Consider the following 18295-nt stretch of genomic DNA (forward strand, 5'->3'; position numbering starts at 1 on the left):
TCCTCCCTATGGAATTGTTTACTGGTTAAAGGCCTTCATAGCCTCATCTACACTTTTTCCCTCAACGGTTATATCGTATATCGCGTTACACATTCTTATAGCCTCATCGAGTGGTTTTTGATGAATATTTCTCCCCGTTGCGTTTCCGGCCGCACCACTTATGAAGATCTGATCGTGAAGTCTTTGGAGAAAGGCCCTTACGTCTATGCTTGGACCGCCGGCGCACAGCACCTTTGTCCTGCCCGCCGCCATAACGGCCTCTTTGAACATCTCGGCGACATTTCCTTCTTTGACCTCAGGATAATTAACCTTGACAAAATCGCTTCCCAACGCTGCCACAATGCCTGTTGCCCCCGCTATAAGGTGAGGATCGAGTTCATCGGCGATGGAGATACCGCGCGGATATGCCCATATAACCGTCACAAGACCATTTTCGTGGGCTTTGTACACGATTTGGGCTGCCTGTCTGAACATTTCGGCCTCGTATTTACTTCCCGGATATATCGTATAACCGACTCCGAGTATCTTAAGACCGCTTTCCTTTTTGAATTTGACAACCTGATCGACATCGATCCATTGGTTACTGAATGGATCCATCTGATCCGCTTTGATCAAATTCGTCTTGGAGTTCAATTTGACAAGATAAGGAACCTCTCTGTAATCCATTCCATATCTCGATATCAATCCAAGTTGTGTTGCAAAAACACCTATCTTGGCCTTGCTTGCGATTCTAAAAAGGTGTTCAGGATCCGCGTCATCAGGTGCAATGCCTTTGCCAAAAAAATCCTTGTTAAGATGTTCTACCTTCTGATCGCCAGCAAACAACATCAGTCTTCCAACGCCATGGGTAATCTCTTCGTAATTTCTCGAATATTCGGCACGCTTATCCTTTGGGACATCAAGAGGAATCTTTTCCATTACCTTCACCTCCTTCTAAAGATCACTTATCACTAAAATTATATACCAAATCGTAATTTAACAGTAAAAGACTTTATTGATTACGGAGCGTTACATGCCATATCTCTGTTTTTTCTATGTGACACGCGCTGTGCTGACACCTGCCGGAGCGATTCGGATACGGTTCAGTATATAACATTGTATATCTTGGGGAAACGCTTTATAAAGATTCCCACCCCAAGCGCTACAAGTGATGAGACAAAGCCGGCGAAGATCTGAATGTAAAGGTTCGCACCCTTTGAGACATCAGCAAAGGGAAAAAAGGCCGCGAATGTGAGCCCTATTATCAAAATATGATCCGCGTATATATCAAATGAATGGTTCCCAAAGAGTGCGAGTACACCGGAATATCTTTTTTCCTTTACAAGGTGGGACACCCATAAAAAGACTGGAAGTGAAAAGCAGTAAAAAAGGTATTCAAAAGGACCAAGGGCCGAGTATGATTCGTAATCCTGTAAAAGTTTTGGAACGGTTATTATCATCGCAACGGATCCTGCATAGGAAAGCAGAAAACCAATCCATACCCAAAAAGATGGCTTTTTGAGCCATAAAAAGTCTCCATTTTGTGCAACGTACATTCCCCAAAGGTAAAAAAAGGCCCAGATCAAAGGATTTCGGTAAGTTATCGTCGAATTGACGATGGAATAATTCCAGTACTGGGGAATATAATACAATGCGGTAAAGAAAAGACCGGTTATCAGAGAGAATGCCATCAAATGTTTTAAATTCGTCTTGAAAATAAAAGGTGTTAAAACGTAAAAGATCAAAAGCACGAAGATAAAATAAAATGGAAGGTAGATAGTTGCGAAAAGATATCCGTAAATCAGGTTTGGAACGCTTAACTGGTAAGATCCAGAAAGATAATTAGAAAGTCCTACTTGAATTAAAAGATAAATCGTAGACCATAAAAAATAAGGGGGAAGAAAGGTCTTGAGTTTTTTTGATACAAAATGAGAGGGCGATCTTTTGTAACTTCTGTATGCTAAGAATCCTGAAACAAAGAAAAAAATCACCACTACAGGTGTTCCTAAAGGGCCAAAAAAATAAAGCACATTCTGTATTTTTTCATCGTAAGTTTGAAAATTGTAAAAAATGGCATGAAAAAAGACGACCGTTAATATCCCGAACCCCTTTAAAAGATCGAATTCCTTTATTCTTTCATCCATTTTTCATACTGGCAAGCGCATCTTTTAAAACCTTCAATGCCCTGCAATCATCCTCGTTGTAGTTCAAAAGTTCCTGCATTGCCGAGTAATCCCTCTCTTTTCTCCACTTTGAAAGTGCCATCATGGCATTGTACCCGTTAAAATCTTTATTTCTCCAGTTAAATCCAAAGTTCCTCGCAACGTCTTTAAGAGAGTAAAATCTGACCGGCATCGTTACGCTATTCCTTATGGTGGAATAAAGGTCTACAAATCGTGGAAGCAAGAATTTTAGATCCGTATTCGATATCTTTCCAAATTTTTGCATAACATCTTTGTCAAACCTGTCATAGTGGTAGATGGGAGCATCGGGATAAAGGGATAACATTTTTATAAAATCGAACCATTCATTCCAGTTCTCGTTGCTAAGCATAAAATGATGGTAAGTATCATCGACCAAAAGTCCAAAAAGGTAAAGATCCTCATCGTCCTTTTCCACATCAAAGAAATACTCATGATCTGAATGAGGAAGGATCACTCTCTTTACCATTATGGGTTTGTGATCTTTAAGGGACTTTGCTTGCTTTACAATCGAATTTGCCTCATCCAAACTTATGCCCACATATTTTGCTATCTCGTAAGGGTTGGCATTTGAAAGAGAATCAACGTCTTTGAATCCGGCCTTGATGAGAACTTTCTTTCTTTTCTCTCCCACACCATTTATGAGAGATAGATCCTCCTCTTTTTGACTTAAATCAAGGCATTCTTTGTAAAATGGGCATTCCTTACATTCGTAACCAAAGGAAGGCTTTGGAGGGGAAGCATTTTCAAAAGTCTCTTTCATAACATCGATCATCATTGAAATGAGTTCATCTCGAGGTTTTACAAATTTTTCGCCCCTCAAAAACTCGATCTTAACCTGCGCATCTTCTCCCCTAAGATGAAGAACAAAGTACAAAAATGAAGACTCAATTATGTGCCTTTCTCTTACATTCTTGGACGTTCTGCGCAGTATAAATGTGCTTTGTCCATTTTCTTCGCGTTCTTCATCTGCAAAAGCGATGAGACGAAACCCTTTGTATTCGGCTTGGATGCCATTAGAATTTTGAATTTGATCTTTGAGAAGATAGGCTTTTCTGTGACAGGTGTAAAAGGTTGTAAAAAAATCCTGACTTATATCCATTTTAAAAATCCTCTTTTGAAATGACGGGACTATACCTCTCTCCGTAATCGTAAGTGTCGATTTTCTCTATCTGCTTTATCTTAAAGACGATAAGATACGTTAACGGAGTGGCAATTGTCTCATAGGCAACCTTGAAGATGTACTGGGCAAGGATAAGAAAAAGCAACTCTTTAAGATCCATAAGACCAGCAAAGGTTCCTGTGATGAATATCAGAGTATCTGCGCCTTCACCTATGACAGTTGATCCTATGGTCCTTGTCCAGAGGAACTTTCCTTTAGTCAGTATTTTCATTCTGCTCATGACGACGGAATTAAGGTATTCTCCGATGAAATACGCGATAACGGAAGAAATCACAGACCTTGGAGCAAGGCCAAGGACGATCGAATAGGAATTTGCCTGAGACTGCCACCATACCGGCGCTGGAAGGGCATTTATCAAAAGAAAGAAAAAGGCCATGAACAAATTGGCTCCGAGGCCAAGCCATATGACAAGTCTCGATCTTCTAAATCCGTAAACCTCGGTCAAAATGTCTCCGAATATATAAGATACGGGAAAGATCAAAACGGCCCCTGGCAATACGATTCCCCAGAAGTTCACAAGCCTTCCTGCCGTAACATTTGCTATTATAAGGCACGTAACAAAGGCAACGGCCAGAAAAACATATAGAGGCGTTATCTTTCTTTCCAACTATCTTTCACCCTTTTCTATAATCGTTGTGGCATCTATTCCACCGCGAGTTTTGTAAACGACAGTTATCTTCATCCAGATAGGCTTTAGAAGTTCAAAAAGATCGTCAAAGATCCTTTGCGTGGCCTTTTCCTGGTAAATTCCAACATTTCTAAAGGATACGAAATAATACTTCAAGGACTTTAACTCTATTATTTTGTCAGAAGGAATGTACTCTATCGTAACCTTACCTATATCGGGAAGACCGGAAAAAGGACAAACTGCCGAAAATTCATCCGTTTCGTACCTGACGAATTCTCTTTCTTTATTATGAAAATCTATAGTCTCAAGGATGCCGGTCTCTATGGCATCTTCTCCAAGAAAAGAAAAGGTCTTTCCTTCGGCCTTTGGCATTCTATCATCTCCCAAAAAGATTATATACCAAACAAAGTTCAAATTCAGAATGATCGGCAGGTGATTTGGCACATAGTACATGCATCGATTATTCTTCTTGTCCTTTGTAGGTTACAAACGCACTTTCAGTCTCCCAAAGGTCTACCGAATACAATCTGTAATTCGGACCTTTTAGAGGTGTCTCGAGCACCTTCCATATCCACATCGCTATGTTCTCGGCAGATGGCTGGGTAATTATCTCATTTATGTAATTGTGATCGAGTCTTGATATGACAAGATCATTTACGATTCTTTTGAGTTCGGCAAAATCGATGATCATTCCTTCATCGTCAGGCTTTCCCTCTAATGTAACTCTTAATTTGTAAGTATGACCGTGAAGTTTTTCACACTTTCCGTGATAGTTAACAAGGTTATGTGCGGCATCAAATTTGAATTCCTTTGAAATCAACAAATTACCACCCCATTAGGTTTAATCATTGAACCACTCTTTTTTGATGTGGATAAACCTTTTTCCAAAGAAAATCTGCAATCCTATTCCTATAAGATAGGAGGCCACAAATCCCAAAAACAACTGGCTGAAAGACGCATTTATTCCAAAAAGTTTAAAGGCCCTTAAAAATAGAAAGATACCAAAGAGCAAACTTCCAACTCCTATGAGCCTTCTTCCAACGAGTTCCCTTAGTCCTTCGAAGCAGAAAAGAATGGCAAAGAATATGCCAATTATGAAGCCGAAGGTAAGGTTCATGAATCCAAAGACTCCAAGAAAGGCAAGAACTCCCAAAAGAATCAAAAACACGGCAAATGCTTTCATTTTAAACCTCCTTTACACCCGGTACGAGATAGAACAAAAACGAGCAAATCGTTACAACGCTTCCTAAAACCGTGAAGATCAGAAAATTCGAAAAGGAAGCGGACAAAAATCCTACAACTGAAAGAGAAATGGGCTGGAAGATCGTCTCAAAGGTTAACATAACGCTAAAGACCCTTCCTCTCTTTTCATCTGGCACTAACCTTTGTATTATAACCTGAAAGAGCACATTAACAAAAGCGAGTGCAAAACCTATCAAAAGTGCTACTATCAAAAAGGCAATCAAGTTAGGAGCGACTCCGAACATGGCATAAAGTATTCCCGTCGATACCGCCCCAAGTATTATGAAATTGTGCTTTACATTTATCTCGGGAATTATCGAAAGTACAACTGATCCGATCATCATCCCTATGGCAAAGGCGCTGAATGTATAGCCGAGTTCAAGTGCACCAAGATGGTATACCTCCTTTATCTGCTTTGCTATGAGTATATCGATCGGAGAAAAGGCAAAGTTCAAAACTGAAACGATGATCATCGACCAAAAGATCAATTTTTGATCGTAGAGAAATTTGAATCCATCCTTGAAATCCGAAAAGAAAGAACTGTCTTTATTCCTTGAAATTGACTGTTTGAAATTTATAAAGATCTCGGTGCCGGCAGATATTATAAAGGAAAAACCATTAAGCATGAAGACAAAAAATGGCCCAAAGAAACCTACAAGAAGGCCTCCAATGGCAGGACCTATTATTTGAGTGAATTGCATTCCGGTCTGGTAAAGGCTGTTTGCACGGGTCAAATTTTTGTCCGGTACGATGTTTGGTATGGTGGATTGAATGGCGGGATTAAAAAACGCACTGCCTATGCCCATTAACGCGGAGATAAGGTATATCAAAATTGCGGTCAAAGTATTCGTGTACGCAAGATAGGCCATCCACAAAATCAAAAGTCCTCTCAAAAAATCGGAAAGTATGACGATCGATTTTCTGCTTACCCTATCGTTAAGAACTCCAGCAAACGGGCCTATGACCGCCATTGGAATCACGCTGAAGGTAAACATCAACCCCATAACAACGCCAGATTGTGAACTTGAAAAATGGTTCATTACCCACCACATGACCGCGATGTATTGAATTGAATTTCCAATCGATGAAACTACCTGTCCCGACCACAAAAGTATAAAATCCTTGTTAAAAAGGCCTTTTTCTGTGATGACCTTTTGATCCATATTCATTTACCTGATAAAAACTCTTCTATCTTCTCTTTGCTGTAGCCGAGAGTCTCCATCAATTCCCTTATTTCGTCCTTCGTCGCTCTTTTAGATTTTAAAATTTCCTCAAAAATTTTCAACCTTTCATCATCTTTTGAGTTTACAATATCAAATCCGAACTCCAAATGCGCATCTCCAGAAATGCTTTTGAACTTCAACGTTGACGATGGCTTGCCGACATCAAATGAACCTTTGACGATTCCCTTTACCTTCACATCGGATCTTATGTTCCCGCTTACAGTGTCAATTTCGACGTGGGTGTTCGGCCTTGATTTAAAAGAAATGGAAAAATCTCCCGATATCGTTCTAACATCTAAAGTTTCAAAATCAGGATCCATTCCCGTGATCTTTATGTCTGAAGAGGTAGTTTTTATAATTCCCAACCTGAATGAAGGATTTGAAAATTCAAGATCTCCCGATATCGACTGAACATCTATTTTTTCTATTCTTGACGATCCTCTGAAATTCAAATTGCCAGATGTGGTCTTGACAAAAAGATTTTTGACTTTCGAATCGATTTCTATCTCTCCCGAAACAGACGAGATCCTCAATTCGTCAAAGGAAAGGCCGTTAATGGAAAGATCACCAGATGTCGTATCTATTCCCGTTGAAAGATCGTCTGGAATTTTTAAATAAACATCCTCGATCTCAAGTCCTCCGAATTTCATAAATCCAAAGGCAAAAAATCCATCTGGGAAAAACTGCGAATGTGGAAAAAGATCTAATTCGAATCTTTCTCCTTCTTTTCTTACCTTGGGTTCATATTCTTCGATATCCTTTTTGAATCCCGAAAGTTCAACCTCTAATGATATCTTTCTTTCCACATTGCGAACAATTTTTACATCTGGCGAGATTGAATGTACAAAAACCTTTTTGACCTGGGATATATCCCATTCAAATTTTTTGGCTTCCCTCATCTTTTCCTCCTTTCAATTTCGAAATTGCCGTCGAAACATCTATCTCTCCATTTTTTAGTTTTTCAAGAATATCCCTTTCATTTTCCTTCACTTCATCTTCCACATCATATCCAAGAGTTTTCACGATCTCGTTTAACTTATTCCTCGCAGTTGGATAGGAAATATCGAGTTCTTTCTGAACTTCACTGAGATTCCCCTTGTGTTTTAGAAAAATCTTTACGAATTTCATCTGTTCTTCTGAAAGATTGAAGAATTCATCAAGAACGAATTGACCCGTTACTCCTGTCCCGCACACGGGACATTTCAGAGCGACTACATCCATTTTGTGACCGCAATAAGGACACCGACTTACCACAGATATTTTGATCACCTCCTTAAAATTTTTAATTTTAAAATCAATTTTATTTAATTATAAATCAAAAATTTTTAAATGTCAACAAAAAAATAAATGCCCCTTCGGGGGCATTTATTCGAATAGAGTTCATTTCACAGTTGCCGGAGATTTACTTACAGAGAGGATGCCATCCTCTTCATCGACGATTACCTTGTCTCCTTCTGACAATTCCTTAGAAATGATCATGTCCGCTATTTTATCCTCTACCTCGAATTCTATTAATCTTCTCAAAGGACGCGCACCAAATGCCGGATCGTAACCCTTTTCGGCAAGGTATTCTATCGCATTCTTCGTTATTTCCAGGGTTATATTCTTGTCTGCAAGGTTCGCGCGTATCTTGGATATGAACTTTTCAACGATACTTTCCATATGAGATTTTCCAAGGGGCCTGAAGGCGATCATTGCGTCTATTCTATTCAAAAACTCTGGCTTGAAATATTTCCTGAGTTCTTGGATCATTCCTTCATCGAGATAATCCATCTTACCGCTTTCGACGCTCTCGAGTATGTAATCAGACCCTATATTTGAAGTCATTATTATGACGGTATTCCTAAAGTCAACGGTATTGCCTTTTCCGTCAGTTAACCTCCCATCGTCGAGTACCTGAAGCAAGGTGTTGAAGATCTCGGGATGTGCCTTTTCTATTTCATCGAGTAAGATGACACTGTAAGGTCTTCTTCTCACGGCCTCAGTTAACTGTCCTCCTTCTTCATATCCCACATAGCCAGGAGGCGCTCCTATGAGTCTTGATACGGTATGCTTTTCTGAATATTCTGACATATCGATGCGTATCATCGCATTTTCGCTGTTGAACAATACCTCCGCAAGGGCTTTGGCGGTCTCTGTTTTTCCAACGCCCGTGGGACCGACAAAAAGGAATGTACCCATCGGCCTGTTCGGGTCTTTAAGGCCTGCCCGTGCTCTTCTTATAGTGGAAGAAACAACTCTGACTGCCTCTTCCTGATCGACGATTCTTTTGTGTATCAACTCTTCGAGATTTGCAAGTTTATTCCTTTCATCTTCCATGAGTTTTGTAACAGGAATACCGGTCCATCTTTCTACAACCTTGGCTATCACATCTGAGTTGACCACCTTTGGAATCTTCTCCTGGCGTTTTTTCCATTCTTCCTGAATCTTGGCAAATTCTTTTTTTATCTTTTCAAGTTCGGCCTTCTTCATCGCGGCCTTTTCGTAATCTCCTGAAAGTGCCGCGTCATTTATTTCCTCTTCCAAGGCGGATATTTTATTCTGTCCTTCTAATATTTCGGAAGGCACAAATGAATTTTCAAATTTCACCCGTGATGCCGCCTCATCTATCAGATCTATAGCCTTATCGGGCAAAAATCTGTCGGATATGTATCTCGAAGAAAGTTTTACGGCCGTTTCTATCGCTTCATTCTCTATTTTGACACCATGATGAGATTCGTAAGAGTCCTTAAGCCCAAGCAATATCTTTATGGTTTCTTCCTCACTTGGCTCTTTTACATCTATTGTCTGGAACCTTCTTGCGAGTGCCTTATCCTTTTCTATATACTTTCTGTAATCTTCCAAAGTTGTGGCACCTATACATCTCAACTCTCCACGCGCAAGCGCTGGCTTTAACATGTTCGAAGCATCGAGACTTCCTCCTTCAACGCTTCCGGCGCCCACAACTGTGTGTAATTCATCTATAAAAAGTATCACATTGCTATTTCCCTTGACCGCGTCTATGAGAGATTTAAGCCTTTCTTCGAATTCTCCTCTGAATTTGGTACCGGCAACGAGCCTTCCCATATCGAGAGAAAGAATTCTTTTGTTCATCATGTAGTCAGGCACTTTCCCGCTAACGACAAGTTGGGCAAGTCCTTCGACTATGGCCGTTTTCCCAACGCCGGGGTCTCCTATGAGAACAGGGTTATTCTTTCTTTTCCTCCCAAGGATCTCTATCATTCTCTCGATCTCTTCTTCACGTCCTATGACTGGATCGAGTTTTCCTTCTTTTGCCTGCTGTGTAAGGTCTACCGTGAATTTCGCAAGGGCATCTAAATTTTCAGATTCTTTTGATTTTCCACTTTTCCTAATAGAAAGAATCGCATTGTATACCTTCTCATCACTGACACCAAAACGTAAAAGTACGCGTGCCGCCATCGAGTCCGGTGTTTTGACCATTCCGAGCAAAAGATGCTCAGTTCCTATTTTTTCGTCTCCCATGCGTGTAGCCTCACTCTTGGCACTTTCGAGCACATGCCTTGCATCGGGAGTTATATACATCTGTTTTATCCCGCCAGAGGAAACCTGACTACCACCGTATTCTTTGACAAGATCCTCTGTTTTATCTTTTAATTTAGCAATATTAACCTTCAAATTCTTAAGGGCATCTATCGCGGCATTTTCTTCATCTTCTATAAGGGCAAGCAATATATGCTCGGATCTCAATTGATCTTGACCGTACCGCGAAAGTATATCCTGTGTTGACATCATGACATTTGCCGCTTTTTCCGTGTATTCTTCAAGATTAAACATATAACACCTCCAAAAGAAAAGGGGCCAAAGCCCCTTTTCTCATTTTATTTCTATTTTCCTCTTTGCACTCTTTGCCTCAGGGCTTTTTGGTATGGATATGTTGAGAACTCCGTTTTCGAATTTTGCCGTGATGTTCTTTTCGTCTACATCAGATGGCAAAGAGAAAGATCTTTCGAATTTGCCATAACTTCTTTCGATTTTCTTGTATCCTTTCTTTTCTTCTTTCTTTTCTTCTTTCTTTTCGCCTCTGATTGTCAGAACTCCGTCGTCGATTTCGATATTGACATCTTCCTTTTTCATGCCGGGCAGTTCTACTTCAAATTCATAACTCTTGTCCGTTTCAGAAATGTCAACTGCCGGCACGAAGGTTTCTGCAGAGAGTGTTGTTGGCCAAATTCTCGGGAACTCCTCGAAGAACCTGTCAATGACTTTTTGCATCTCCTCAAAAGGTCTGTAAATGTCAAGTTCCTCTTCTCTTCTTTTTTCAATGGCCATAAGACCACCTCCCGTTTATTTTAAATTTTCATTTATTTTCCTTGGTATTCAGCGTTAACGGTATCATCATTTGTCGATGAATTGTTCGATCCGTTACCGCTCGTCGCACTTTGATAAAGTTTCTGACCTATAGTCTGAGACTTCTTCTGCAAATCATCCATGAGAACCTTTATGCGTGCGTAATCGTTCTTTTCTATGGCATCCCTGAGATCCTTTATAAGACTCTCAGTTTCACCTCTCAAGGAAGGATCTATCTTCGATCCCTGTTCGTTAAGCAACTTTTCCATCTGGTAGACAAGGGAATCGGCCTGGTTCTTCATCTCAACCTGCTGTTTGCGTTTTGCGTCTTCTTCTTGGTATCTCTTGGCCTCTTCGACCATTTTCTTTATCTCTTCTTCCGAAAGGTTCGAACTTCCCCTTATCACGATGGATTGTTCCTTACCAGTCGCTTTGTCCTTTGCAGAAACGTGTACAATTCCTTCGGAATCTATGTCAAAGGTAACCTCGATTTGCGGAATTCCCCTTGGCGCTGGTGGAATCCCGGTGAGTGTAAACCTTCCAAGAGATTTGTTGTCGCTCGCAAGTTCACGCTCTCCCTGCAAAACATTTATCTCGACTTCTGTCTGACCATCTTCCGCGGTCGTGAAAATTTCAGATTTCTTCGTTGGTATCGTGGTATTTCTCGGTATTATCCTGTGCATAAGACCGCCTTTGACCTCCACACCGAGAGAGAGCGGAGTAACATCGACAAGTACAACCTCTCTTTTGGTTTCTCCGGCAAGGATCGATGCTTCGAACGCAGCACCTATCGCAACGGCCTCATCTGGATTGACGGCCCTAGAAGGTTCTTTATGGAAAATGTTCTTCAAAAATTCCTGAACTATAGGCATCCTTGTCGGTCCACCAACGAGCAATATCTCTCCTATATCTTCAACAGTTATCTTTGCATCGTTTAAAACCGTCTCGATTGGTTCCCTCATCTTCTCAACGAGATCGCGTATTAAACTCTCCAATTTGGCCCTTGTCAAAGATGTCTGAAGATGTTTTGGCCCATTCGCGTCTGCTGTTATATAAGGAAGATTTATCTCCGTCTCCATCTTCGTCGTGAGTTCTATCTTTGCCCTTTCGGCGGCATCCTTTAACCTTTGCATCGCCTGTTTATCACCGCTAAGATCGACTCCGGTCTCCTTTTTGAAGTTATCGATGAGCCAGTCAATGATCCTTTGATCGAAGTCATCTCCTCCGAGATGATTGTTTCCGCTTGTGGCCTTAACCTCTATGACCCCGCCGCCTATCTCAAGCAGTGAGACATCGAAGGTTCCTCCGCCAAGGTCACAAACTATTACCATCTCGTCTTTGCTCTTGTCTATTCCATATCCCAATGCGGCCGCCGTCGGTTCATTTATGATTCTCATGACTTCGAGTCCCGCTATACGTCCGGCATCCTTTGTAGCCTGACGCTGGGCATCTTCGAAGTATGCCGGAACCGTTATGACAGCCTTCGTTATTTTGCCGCCCAAAAAGGCTTCGGCATCGTTTTTCAATTTTCTGAGTATGAAAGCGCTTATTTCTTGAGGAGTGTATTCTTTGTTGTCTATTTTGATCCTCGTATTTGTTCCCATTTGACGCTTTATAGATCTTATAGTCCTTTCGGCGTTGAGTATTGCCTGCCTTTTTGCAGGCTCACCAACCAAAACTTCCCCCGTTTTTGTAAAAGCAACAACGGAAGGAGTGAGTCTCGAGCCTTCGGCGTTGGGTATAACTTCGGGCTTGCCATTTCTGATAACCGCTATTTCCGAGTTAGTCGTTCCAAGGTCTATCCCAACCACATATTCTCTTTCAGCCATTCATGTCACCTCCATAATTTCAATTCAAATTATAATCAACTTTATCGGCCTTGTCAAGAGTCAAAATCAAATTCCTATAAAGTTTTTAATCCTTCAAATATCTAATATTTCATGATTTAAATTTATAATTTACTAAAAAATTAAGCAATCTTAATCACAGACTGATAAGCAACTCTCTCTTTCATTTTTGAGATTGGTAACAAATTATTTCCACACTAAGGTGAAAAAATTCACATCTAAAAAAAGAATACTTAACCACGATGCTATAAAATGAGAATGGAGGTGAAAATATGCCAGTTATGAAATTTTCTGTGAGTGGAAAGTCTGAGAATCCAACGAAATTGGTCGTTAATGCCGGTAAGTTCAAGATGATAATCGATGAGCCACCGAACCTTGGTGGAACAAACGAAGGCCCAAATCCAGTTGAGTACGTTTTGGCTGCTCTCGGTGGATGTATAAACGTTGTGGGTCACCTTGTTGCAAAAGAGATGGGAATAGAATTGAAAGGACTTGAAATGACGATAGAAGGAGATCTCGATCCTTCCAAATTCATGGGTAAGCCTACAAATGAGAGAACTGGATACAAAGAGATAAGGGTGAATCTCAAGCCTGTTACAAATGCAGACAAAGCAACGCTCGATAAGTGGATAAAGGCAGTCGAAGAGAGATGCCCTGTGAGTGACAATCTTAGAAATCCAACTCCTGTAAAGATAAGTATTTCGAAATAAGGCCGCTAAAGCGGCCTTTTTGATCCACATCCTTAATGATTTCTTCAAAGAGAGTATAAAATAAAGACAAATCTTACAGGTATACTTGAATAAACGATCCAAAATGGAAGGTGATTTGATGAAGTTTAAAAATGTTCTAAATAATCCAAGGATCGCCTCTCAATTTGATCTGCTCAAGATGATAAGACTCAAAAACAATGAAGCACAAGTCGAATTCGTCAAACGTTCCCTCGAAGGATGTGCGGATCAAAAAATAGAACGGGAAAATGGAAAATCCTCTAATTGAATTTAGAAATTTTTCCCTAAATCTTGACGGCAAACAATTACTCGATGACATATCTTTAAAAGTTGAAGAAAAAAGTGTACTTTTGATTTACGGGCCCAGAAGTTCGGGCAAATCTGCTCTGCTTAGAAGTATCGTTCACCTTAATGAAGAATTGTTCGATAAAATAGAGTTTAAGGGAGATATATTTTTCCATGGTCAAAGCATAATCAACGCGGACAGAAAATCTTTAAGACGAAAAATTGCCTACATAGACACTTCCTTCATTGAAACTCTTTCCCCTCTTACCGTTAACCAGATAATCACCCTCGTCAAGGGACGAAATGTCGATCTTTATTCCGATGAAATGATAGGCCTTCTTAAACAGTTGGGACTCATAAACATCTTAAAAGAAGGACTTCATACCTACGTTGAGGATCTCCACGGAAATGTGAGAGTTCTCTTTTTGTTGTTGCTTGCGATATTGAGAGAACCAGAGGTCATTTCTCTCGATTGTATAATAGATCATCTCGATGACGAGGCAGTTTTGAACATACAAAACATTGTGCTATCATTGAAGAAAAAGTACACGTTGATCCTTGCCACAAGAAAGTTACCTCATTTCTTACCAATAGCCGATAAGATCATCGTGATGAAAAACGGAAAGATAGAATTCGAGGGTACAAAAAAAGAATTGGTTTTTGATTTATAAAAGAGGTCAAAATGAAATATCACGTTTACACGCTCGGGTGTAAATTTAACCTGTATGAAAGTGCCAGAATCTCCGAGATCCTTGACAGGGCTGGGCACCAAAAATCCGATCCTCAAGATTCTGATTTAATAATAATAAACAGTTGTGCGGTTACGTCTGAGGCCAAAAGGCAATCCCTTCAGATGGCAAGACATTTCAAAAGAATATCGCAAGCAAAGATAATCTTTACCGGATGTGCCGTACACGATGACAAAATCGAGGATTTTGATCTTGTTCTCGGCAACGGAGAAAAGATGAGAATACTTGATTTTATAAATAAAAATGGAAAGATATGCGATAATGCCTATTTTCTTCACGATGATATCAATTACGCAGTTGAAAAGATTCCCGAAAGAACGCGCGGATTTTTGAGTATCGAAAATGGATGCAACTGGGGCTGTACTTACTGTGCGATACCTCATTTTAGAGGCACAAAGATAAGGTCAAAGCCGATCGATACAGTTATAGAAGAAGCGCAAAAGATGGTAAGATCCGGGATAAAAGAGATAGTCATAAGCGGGATAAATATCGCCCTTTACGATGACAATGGGCTTGATCTTGGAAAGGCACTCGATTTGATTTCAAAAATAGATGGTGATTTTAGAATAAGAATAGGGTCAATAGATCCAATCAATGCCATTAAAATCGCATGGGTTTTCTCTGAGAATCAAAAGATGTGCCATCACATTCATCTTTCTCTTCAAAGCGGTTCAGACAAAGTACTCAAAGATATGGGGAGACCTTACAGATCAGATGATGTCATCAGGTTAGCCGAAAAGATGAGAGAAATAGATAGATTTTTTGCTTTCTCAACCGATGTGATATGTGGTTTTCCGACAGAAGATGAAAATGATTTTTTAGAAACTGTTGAACTTCTTAAAGAGATTGAGGTAATGAGAATTCATGCATTTCCATTCTCACCCCGACGCGGAACTAAGGCGGCAAGTCTAAAATCGATAGATGGCAAAGAAAAGAAGAGAAGGGTCAACATTCTAAGATCGCTCTCAAATGAACTCGAATACGATTCAAGAAAAAAGATGAAATTCAAACAGAGGATTCTTGTCGAAGAAAAATCAGGCGATCTTTGTAGCGGCTTTAGCGATTATTATCTTAAATATACCTTTAAGGATCCTGAATCTAAGGTTGGAGATTTCGTTGAGATAAAGGAGGGGGATGCTTTTGAAGATATATCTTAATTCAAAATGGTACGATGAGGACGTGAAAATAAGCGTTACAGATCGGGGATTCATGTACGGCGAGGGAATATACGAATCTTTGAGAACGTACAATGGTTCTCTTTTTGCGCCTCTGAAACATTTCGAAAGATTCAAAAGATCCGCTCAATTGCTCGGTATAAACTGCAAAATGAATTTCGAAGAGTTCAAATCAATTCTTCTCGAGGGGATAAAAGATGAAAAAGAGGATTGTACAATACGTGTCATGCTTACCACGGGAAATGGAAAAGAACCTCTTTTCATCGCTTATATCATGAAATTGCAGGCCCCATCTGAAGATCTGTATAATTATGGAGTAGATGTTGGTATATCAAAAGTAAGAAAAATAGACGAATCTGCCCTCCCAAATCTCCTAAAGACAACCTCGCATGCAAATCTTATGATCGCTAAAAGGGGAAAGGAAAGTTTTTACGAGGTATTGATGCTCAACAGTCGTGGGTATGTGGCTGAGGGAATAATGAGCAATATCTTTCTTGTAGAGAATAACGTGCTTGTGACCCCTTCGATAGAGACTGGAATCTTGGACGGAATAACGAGAGAGATAGTCATCGATCTTGCCAAGTCTCTCGAAATACAGGTCTCAGAGAGATTCGTAAATGTCGATGAACTTTTCAATTGTTCTGAAGCCTTTCTGACTCGAACAAGCGCCGGAATAATCCCCATAAGAAAGATAGAAAATCGAACGCTTTTTGGAGAAGAACCTGGCAATATAACACAAATCCTGATGGAAAATTTCAAACCTTACATATTCCACAGAGCCGATCTATGGTAATAAAAAATCATCTGATTCGTCTGGCCGAAAATAACCCAAAATCAACCTTTATAGACATTTAAAGGTTTTTATTATATTGTTCCTTTTGCTATTTCATTTTTGCTTCAATTTGTGTCATAATACATTAGAAGGTGATCCCGTGAAAAGCATGACAGGTTATGCCAAGGTAAGCAAAAATCTAAACGGAAATCTTTACACCGTGGAAATAAAGAGTGTGAACCACAAATTCATAAATATATCCTTTTTAATACCTTATCTTTTTTCATCATTCGAACAAAGATCGTTGCCATTAATTCAGTCCAAGGTAAAAAGAGGAAATATATCCATAAAGGCCGATATAAGGGGAGAATTCGAAAGCGACTTAATAGTGCCAGATCTCGAACTTGCAAAATCCTACTTTAAAGCCTTCAAAGAAATAGAGAAGGAGATTGGAGTTCAGTTAAGACTTGACCTTGGCCAATTGTTAGAGATAAAGGATATATTCAAGATGTCTCTCGATGCCCAAAAAGAAGATCAAATATGGAATGATTTCAGCCAGATACTATCTGAGGCACTTGAAAATTACGATAAAAGTAGAAAAATAGAGGGAGAAAAACTAAAATCATATTTTGAAGATCAGATAAAGACGCTCGAAGAGATCATCAAAGAGATGGAAAGTTATGAATCAGAAAACAGAGAGAAGTACAAAGAGTTGCTTTTGCAGAGCCTTCAAGATAATTTTTCAGAAATAAAGATGGATCCTGAAAGAATTGAGCAAGAAGTTGTAATGACAATACAAAGATCGGACATAGGAGAGGAAATATCGAGAATATTTGCACACATATCAAGATCAAAAGAACTCATGAATTCGGATCAGGATGTGGGGAGCGAACTTGACTTTGTATTTCAAGAAATAGGCAGAGAAGTTAACACCTTAAGCGTCAAATCCAAAATACCTGAAGTTTTGAATCTCGTGGTAAGGGCGAAAACTATTGTCAAAAAGTTAAGAGAACAAGTCCAAAATATCGAATAGATACGGAGGGAGGAAGTATGTACGGACTTATAAACATAGGGTTTGGAAATGTTGTGATCGGAGATCGTGTCATAGTGATAGTTAACCCCGAGTCTGCGCCTTTGAAACGTCTCAAGGATGGTGCCAAAGACGATGGCAAACTCATAGATGCCACATACGGAAGAAGAACGAGATCTATCCTTATAACAGACAGCAATCACGTCATTTTAAGTGCTATCCAGCCAGAAACGATATCCGAGAGATTCCAGGCTTCATTTAGAGAAATGAAAGAAATAACAGAAAAAACACCGGAAAAAACGCCAGAAAGCAAAACCAAAACTAAAGCAAAATCATGAGAGGCCTGATTTTCGTGATGAGTGGCCCTTCGGGGGCCGGTAAAACTACAATCGTTAAAATGGCACTTTCACAAATAGAGGGAATGGAATTTTCCGTCTCATACACAACAAGGCCCAAAAGAGAAAATGAAGTGGAAGGTGTTGATTATTTTTTTGTGGATGAAAAAACATTCAGAGAACTCATAAAAAAGGGAGAATTCCTTGAATGGGCCGAAGTCCATGGCCATCTTTACGGCACTTCGAAAAAATTCGTCGAGGAAAGGCTTGAAAAAGGCAAAAATTTGCTTTTAGACGTAGACGTAAAAGGAGCGCTGAATATCAAAAAGATATACAAAGATGGCATATTCATATTTGTGGCTCCCCCTTCCTTTAAAGAGTTGAAAGAGAGACTTTTAAAAAGGCACACGGAAAGCAAAGATGATTTTGAAAAAAGAATAGAAGATGCGAAATTCGAACTTTCTCAAATATCTAAATTCGACTATCTTATAGTTAACAGAGAGATAAACACGGCGGTCAAAGAACTTGTGTCGATAATCATCGCCGAACAATTGAAGGTTTCAAGGTTAAGTGAGTTCATAGGAAAGTATAATTTTATAAAGGGATGATA

General features: G+C 39.8%; 21 protein-coding genes. 8 read left to right on the forward strand and 13 right to left on the reverse strand.

The features are described 5' to 3' along the window. Positions 1-18 precede the first annotated feature (18 nt). The 13 genes from ATHSA_RS02300 to dnaK all read right to left on the reverse strand — a co-directional run bounded on the left by ATHSA_RS02300 (position 19) and on the right by dnaK (position 12593). Entirely contained in the window at positions 19-918 is a 900-nt protein-coding gene (locus ATHSA_RS02300) for a beta/alpha barrel domain-containing protein (protein ID WP_161847574.1), read from the reverse strand. A gap of 164 nt (positions 919-1082) precedes the next feature. After that, positions 1083-2123, reverse strand: a complete 1041-nt coding sequence (locus ATHSA_RS02305) for an acyltransferase (protein WP_161847575.1) — start codon at positions 2121-2123, stop codon at positions 1083-1085. Continuing rightward, entirely contained in the window at positions 2116-3282 is a 1167-nt protein-coding gene (locus ATHSA_RS02310; protein WP_161847576.1) for a TM0106 family RecB-like putative nuclease, read from the reverse strand. Before ATHSA_RS02310 ends, ATHSA_RS02305 begins: the two co-directional genes overlap by 8 nt. A gap of 1 nt (position 3283) precedes the next feature. Then, a complete protein-coding gene (locus ATHSA_RS02315; RefSeq protein WP_161847577.1) occupies positions 3284-3970 on the reverse strand; it encodes a queuosine precursor transporter in 687 nt (228 codons plus the stop codon). Next, a complete protein-coding gene (queF, locus tag ATHSA_RS02320) occupies positions 3971-4363 on the reverse strand; it encodes a preQ(1) synthase (RefSeq protein ID WP_161847578.1) in 393 nt (130 codons plus the stop codon). Positions 4364-4451: 88 nt separating this feature from the next. Then, positions 4452-4814 (reverse strand): 6-carboxytetrahydropterin synthase QueD, encoded by a 363-nt coding sequence (gene queD / locus ATHSA_RS02325; RefSeq protein ID WP_161847579.1) that lies wholly within the window; start codon positions 4812-4814, stop codon positions 4452-4454. Positions 4815-4832: 18 nt separating this feature from the next. Further along, positions 4833-5174, reverse strand: a complete 342-nt coding sequence (locus ATHSA_RS02330) for a hypothetical protein (RefSeq protein WP_161847580.1) — start codon at positions 5172-5174, stop codon at positions 4833-4835. A gap of 1 nt (position 5175) precedes the next feature. After that, the gene (locus ATHSA_RS02335) at positions 5176-6402 is read right to left on the reverse strand and encodes an MFS transporter (RefSeq protein ID WP_161847581.1); all 1227 of its coding nucleotides are present in this window, start codon (positions 6400-6402) and stop codon (positions 5176-5178) included. Continuing rightward, on the reverse strand, positions 6399-7355 hold the full coding sequence (locus ATHSA_RS02340) for a DUF4097 family beta strand repeat-containing protein (protein WP_161847582.1): 957 nt from the start codon (positions 7353-7355) through the stop codon (positions 6399-6401). The genes ATHSA_RS02335 and ATHSA_RS02340 overlap by 4 nt, the downstream gene beginning before the upstream one ends. Beyond that, positions 7333-7725: a DUF2089 domain-containing protein gene (locus ATHSA_RS02345; protein WP_332066501.1), complete on the reverse strand. Its 393-nt coding sequence runs from the start codon at positions 7723-7725 to the stop codon at positions 7333-7335. Before ATHSA_RS02345 ends, ATHSA_RS02340 begins: the two co-directional genes overlap by 23 nt. A 111-nt stretch (positions 7726-7836) precedes the next feature. Then, complete coding sequence (locus ATHSA_RS02350) at positions 7837-10251, reverse strand: ATP-dependent Clp protease ATP-binding subunit (protein WP_161847583.1); 2415 nt, start codon at positions 10249-10251, stop codon at positions 7837-7839. A 39-nt stretch (positions 10252-10290) separates the two neighbouring features. Further along, positions 10291-10746 (reverse strand): Hsp20/alpha crystallin family protein, encoded by a 456-nt coding sequence (locus ATHSA_RS02355; protein WP_161847584.1) that lies wholly within the window; start codon positions 10744-10746, stop codon positions 10291-10293. Between the two features lie 32 nt (positions 10747-10778). Then, positions 10779-12593: a molecular chaperone DnaK gene (dnaK, locus tag ATHSA_RS02360; RefSeq protein WP_161847585.1), complete on the reverse strand. Its 1815-nt coding sequence runs from the start codon at positions 12591-12593 to the stop codon at positions 10779-10781. A 290-nt stretch (positions 12594-12883) separates the two neighbouring features. Between dnaK and ATHSA_RS02365 the strand changes: the two genes are divergently transcribed. From ATHSA_RS02365 to gmk, 8 genes are all read left to right on the forward strand, one after another. After that, the gene (locus ATHSA_RS02365; RefSeq protein WP_161847586.1) at positions 12884-13321 is read left to right on the forward strand and encodes an OsmC family protein; all 438 of its coding nucleotides are present in this window, start codon (positions 12884-12886) and stop codon (positions 13319-13321) included. A 118-nt stretch (positions 13322-13439) separates the two neighbouring features. Then, the gene (locus ATHSA_RS02370; protein WP_161847587.1) at positions 13440-13607 is read left to right on the forward strand and encodes a hypothetical protein; all 168 of its coding nucleotides are present in this window, start codon (positions 13440-13442) and stop codon (positions 13605-13607) included. Next, complete coding sequence (locus ATHSA_RS02375) at positions 13588-14295, forward strand: ATP-binding cassette domain-containing protein (protein ID WP_161847588.1); 708 nt, start codon at positions 13588-13590, stop codon at positions 14293-14295. The genes ATHSA_RS02370 and ATHSA_RS02375 overlap by 20 nt, the downstream gene beginning before the upstream one ends. Before the next feature lie 11 nt (positions 14296-14306). After that, the gene (locus ATHSA_RS02380; protein WP_161847589.1) at positions 14307-15530 is read left to right on the forward strand and encodes a MiaB/RimO family radical SAM methylthiotransferase; all 1224 of its coding nucleotides are present in this window, start codon (positions 14307-14309) and stop codon (positions 15528-15530) included. Further along, positions 15514-16341 (forward strand): aminotransferase class IV, encoded by an 828-nt coding sequence (locus tag ATHSA_RS02385; RefSeq protein WP_161847590.1) that lies wholly within the window; start codon positions 15514-15516, stop codon positions 16339-16341. Before ATHSA_RS02380 ends, ATHSA_RS02385 begins: the two co-directional genes overlap by 17 nt. A 148-nt stretch (positions 16342-16489) precedes the next feature. Continuing rightward, a complete protein-coding gene (locus ATHSA_RS02390) occupies positions 16490-17353 on the forward strand; it encodes a YicC/YloC family endoribonuclease (protein WP_232060142.1) in 864 nt (287 codons plus the stop codon). A gap of 17 nt (positions 17354-17370) precedes the next feature. Beyond that, positions 17371-17688 (forward strand): DUF370 domain-containing protein, encoded by a 318-nt coding sequence (locus tag ATHSA_RS02395; protein ID WP_161847592.1) that lies wholly within the window; start codon positions 17371-17373, stop codon positions 17686-17688. Further along, positions 17685-18293: a guanylate kinase gene (gene gmk, locus ATHSA_RS02400; protein WP_161847593.1), complete on the forward strand. Its 609-nt coding sequence runs from the start codon at positions 17685-17687 to the stop codon at positions 18291-18293. The genes ATHSA_RS02395 and gmk overlap by 4 nt, the downstream gene beginning before the upstream one ends. Positions 18294-18295 lie beyond the last annotated feature (2 nt).

It is taken from the genome of Athalassotoga saccharophila, from assembly GCF_009936215.1.
Taxonomy (GTDB): domain Bacteria; phylum Thermotogota; class Thermotogae; order Mesoaciditogales; family Mesoaciditogaceae; genus Athalassotoga; species Athalassotoga saccharophila.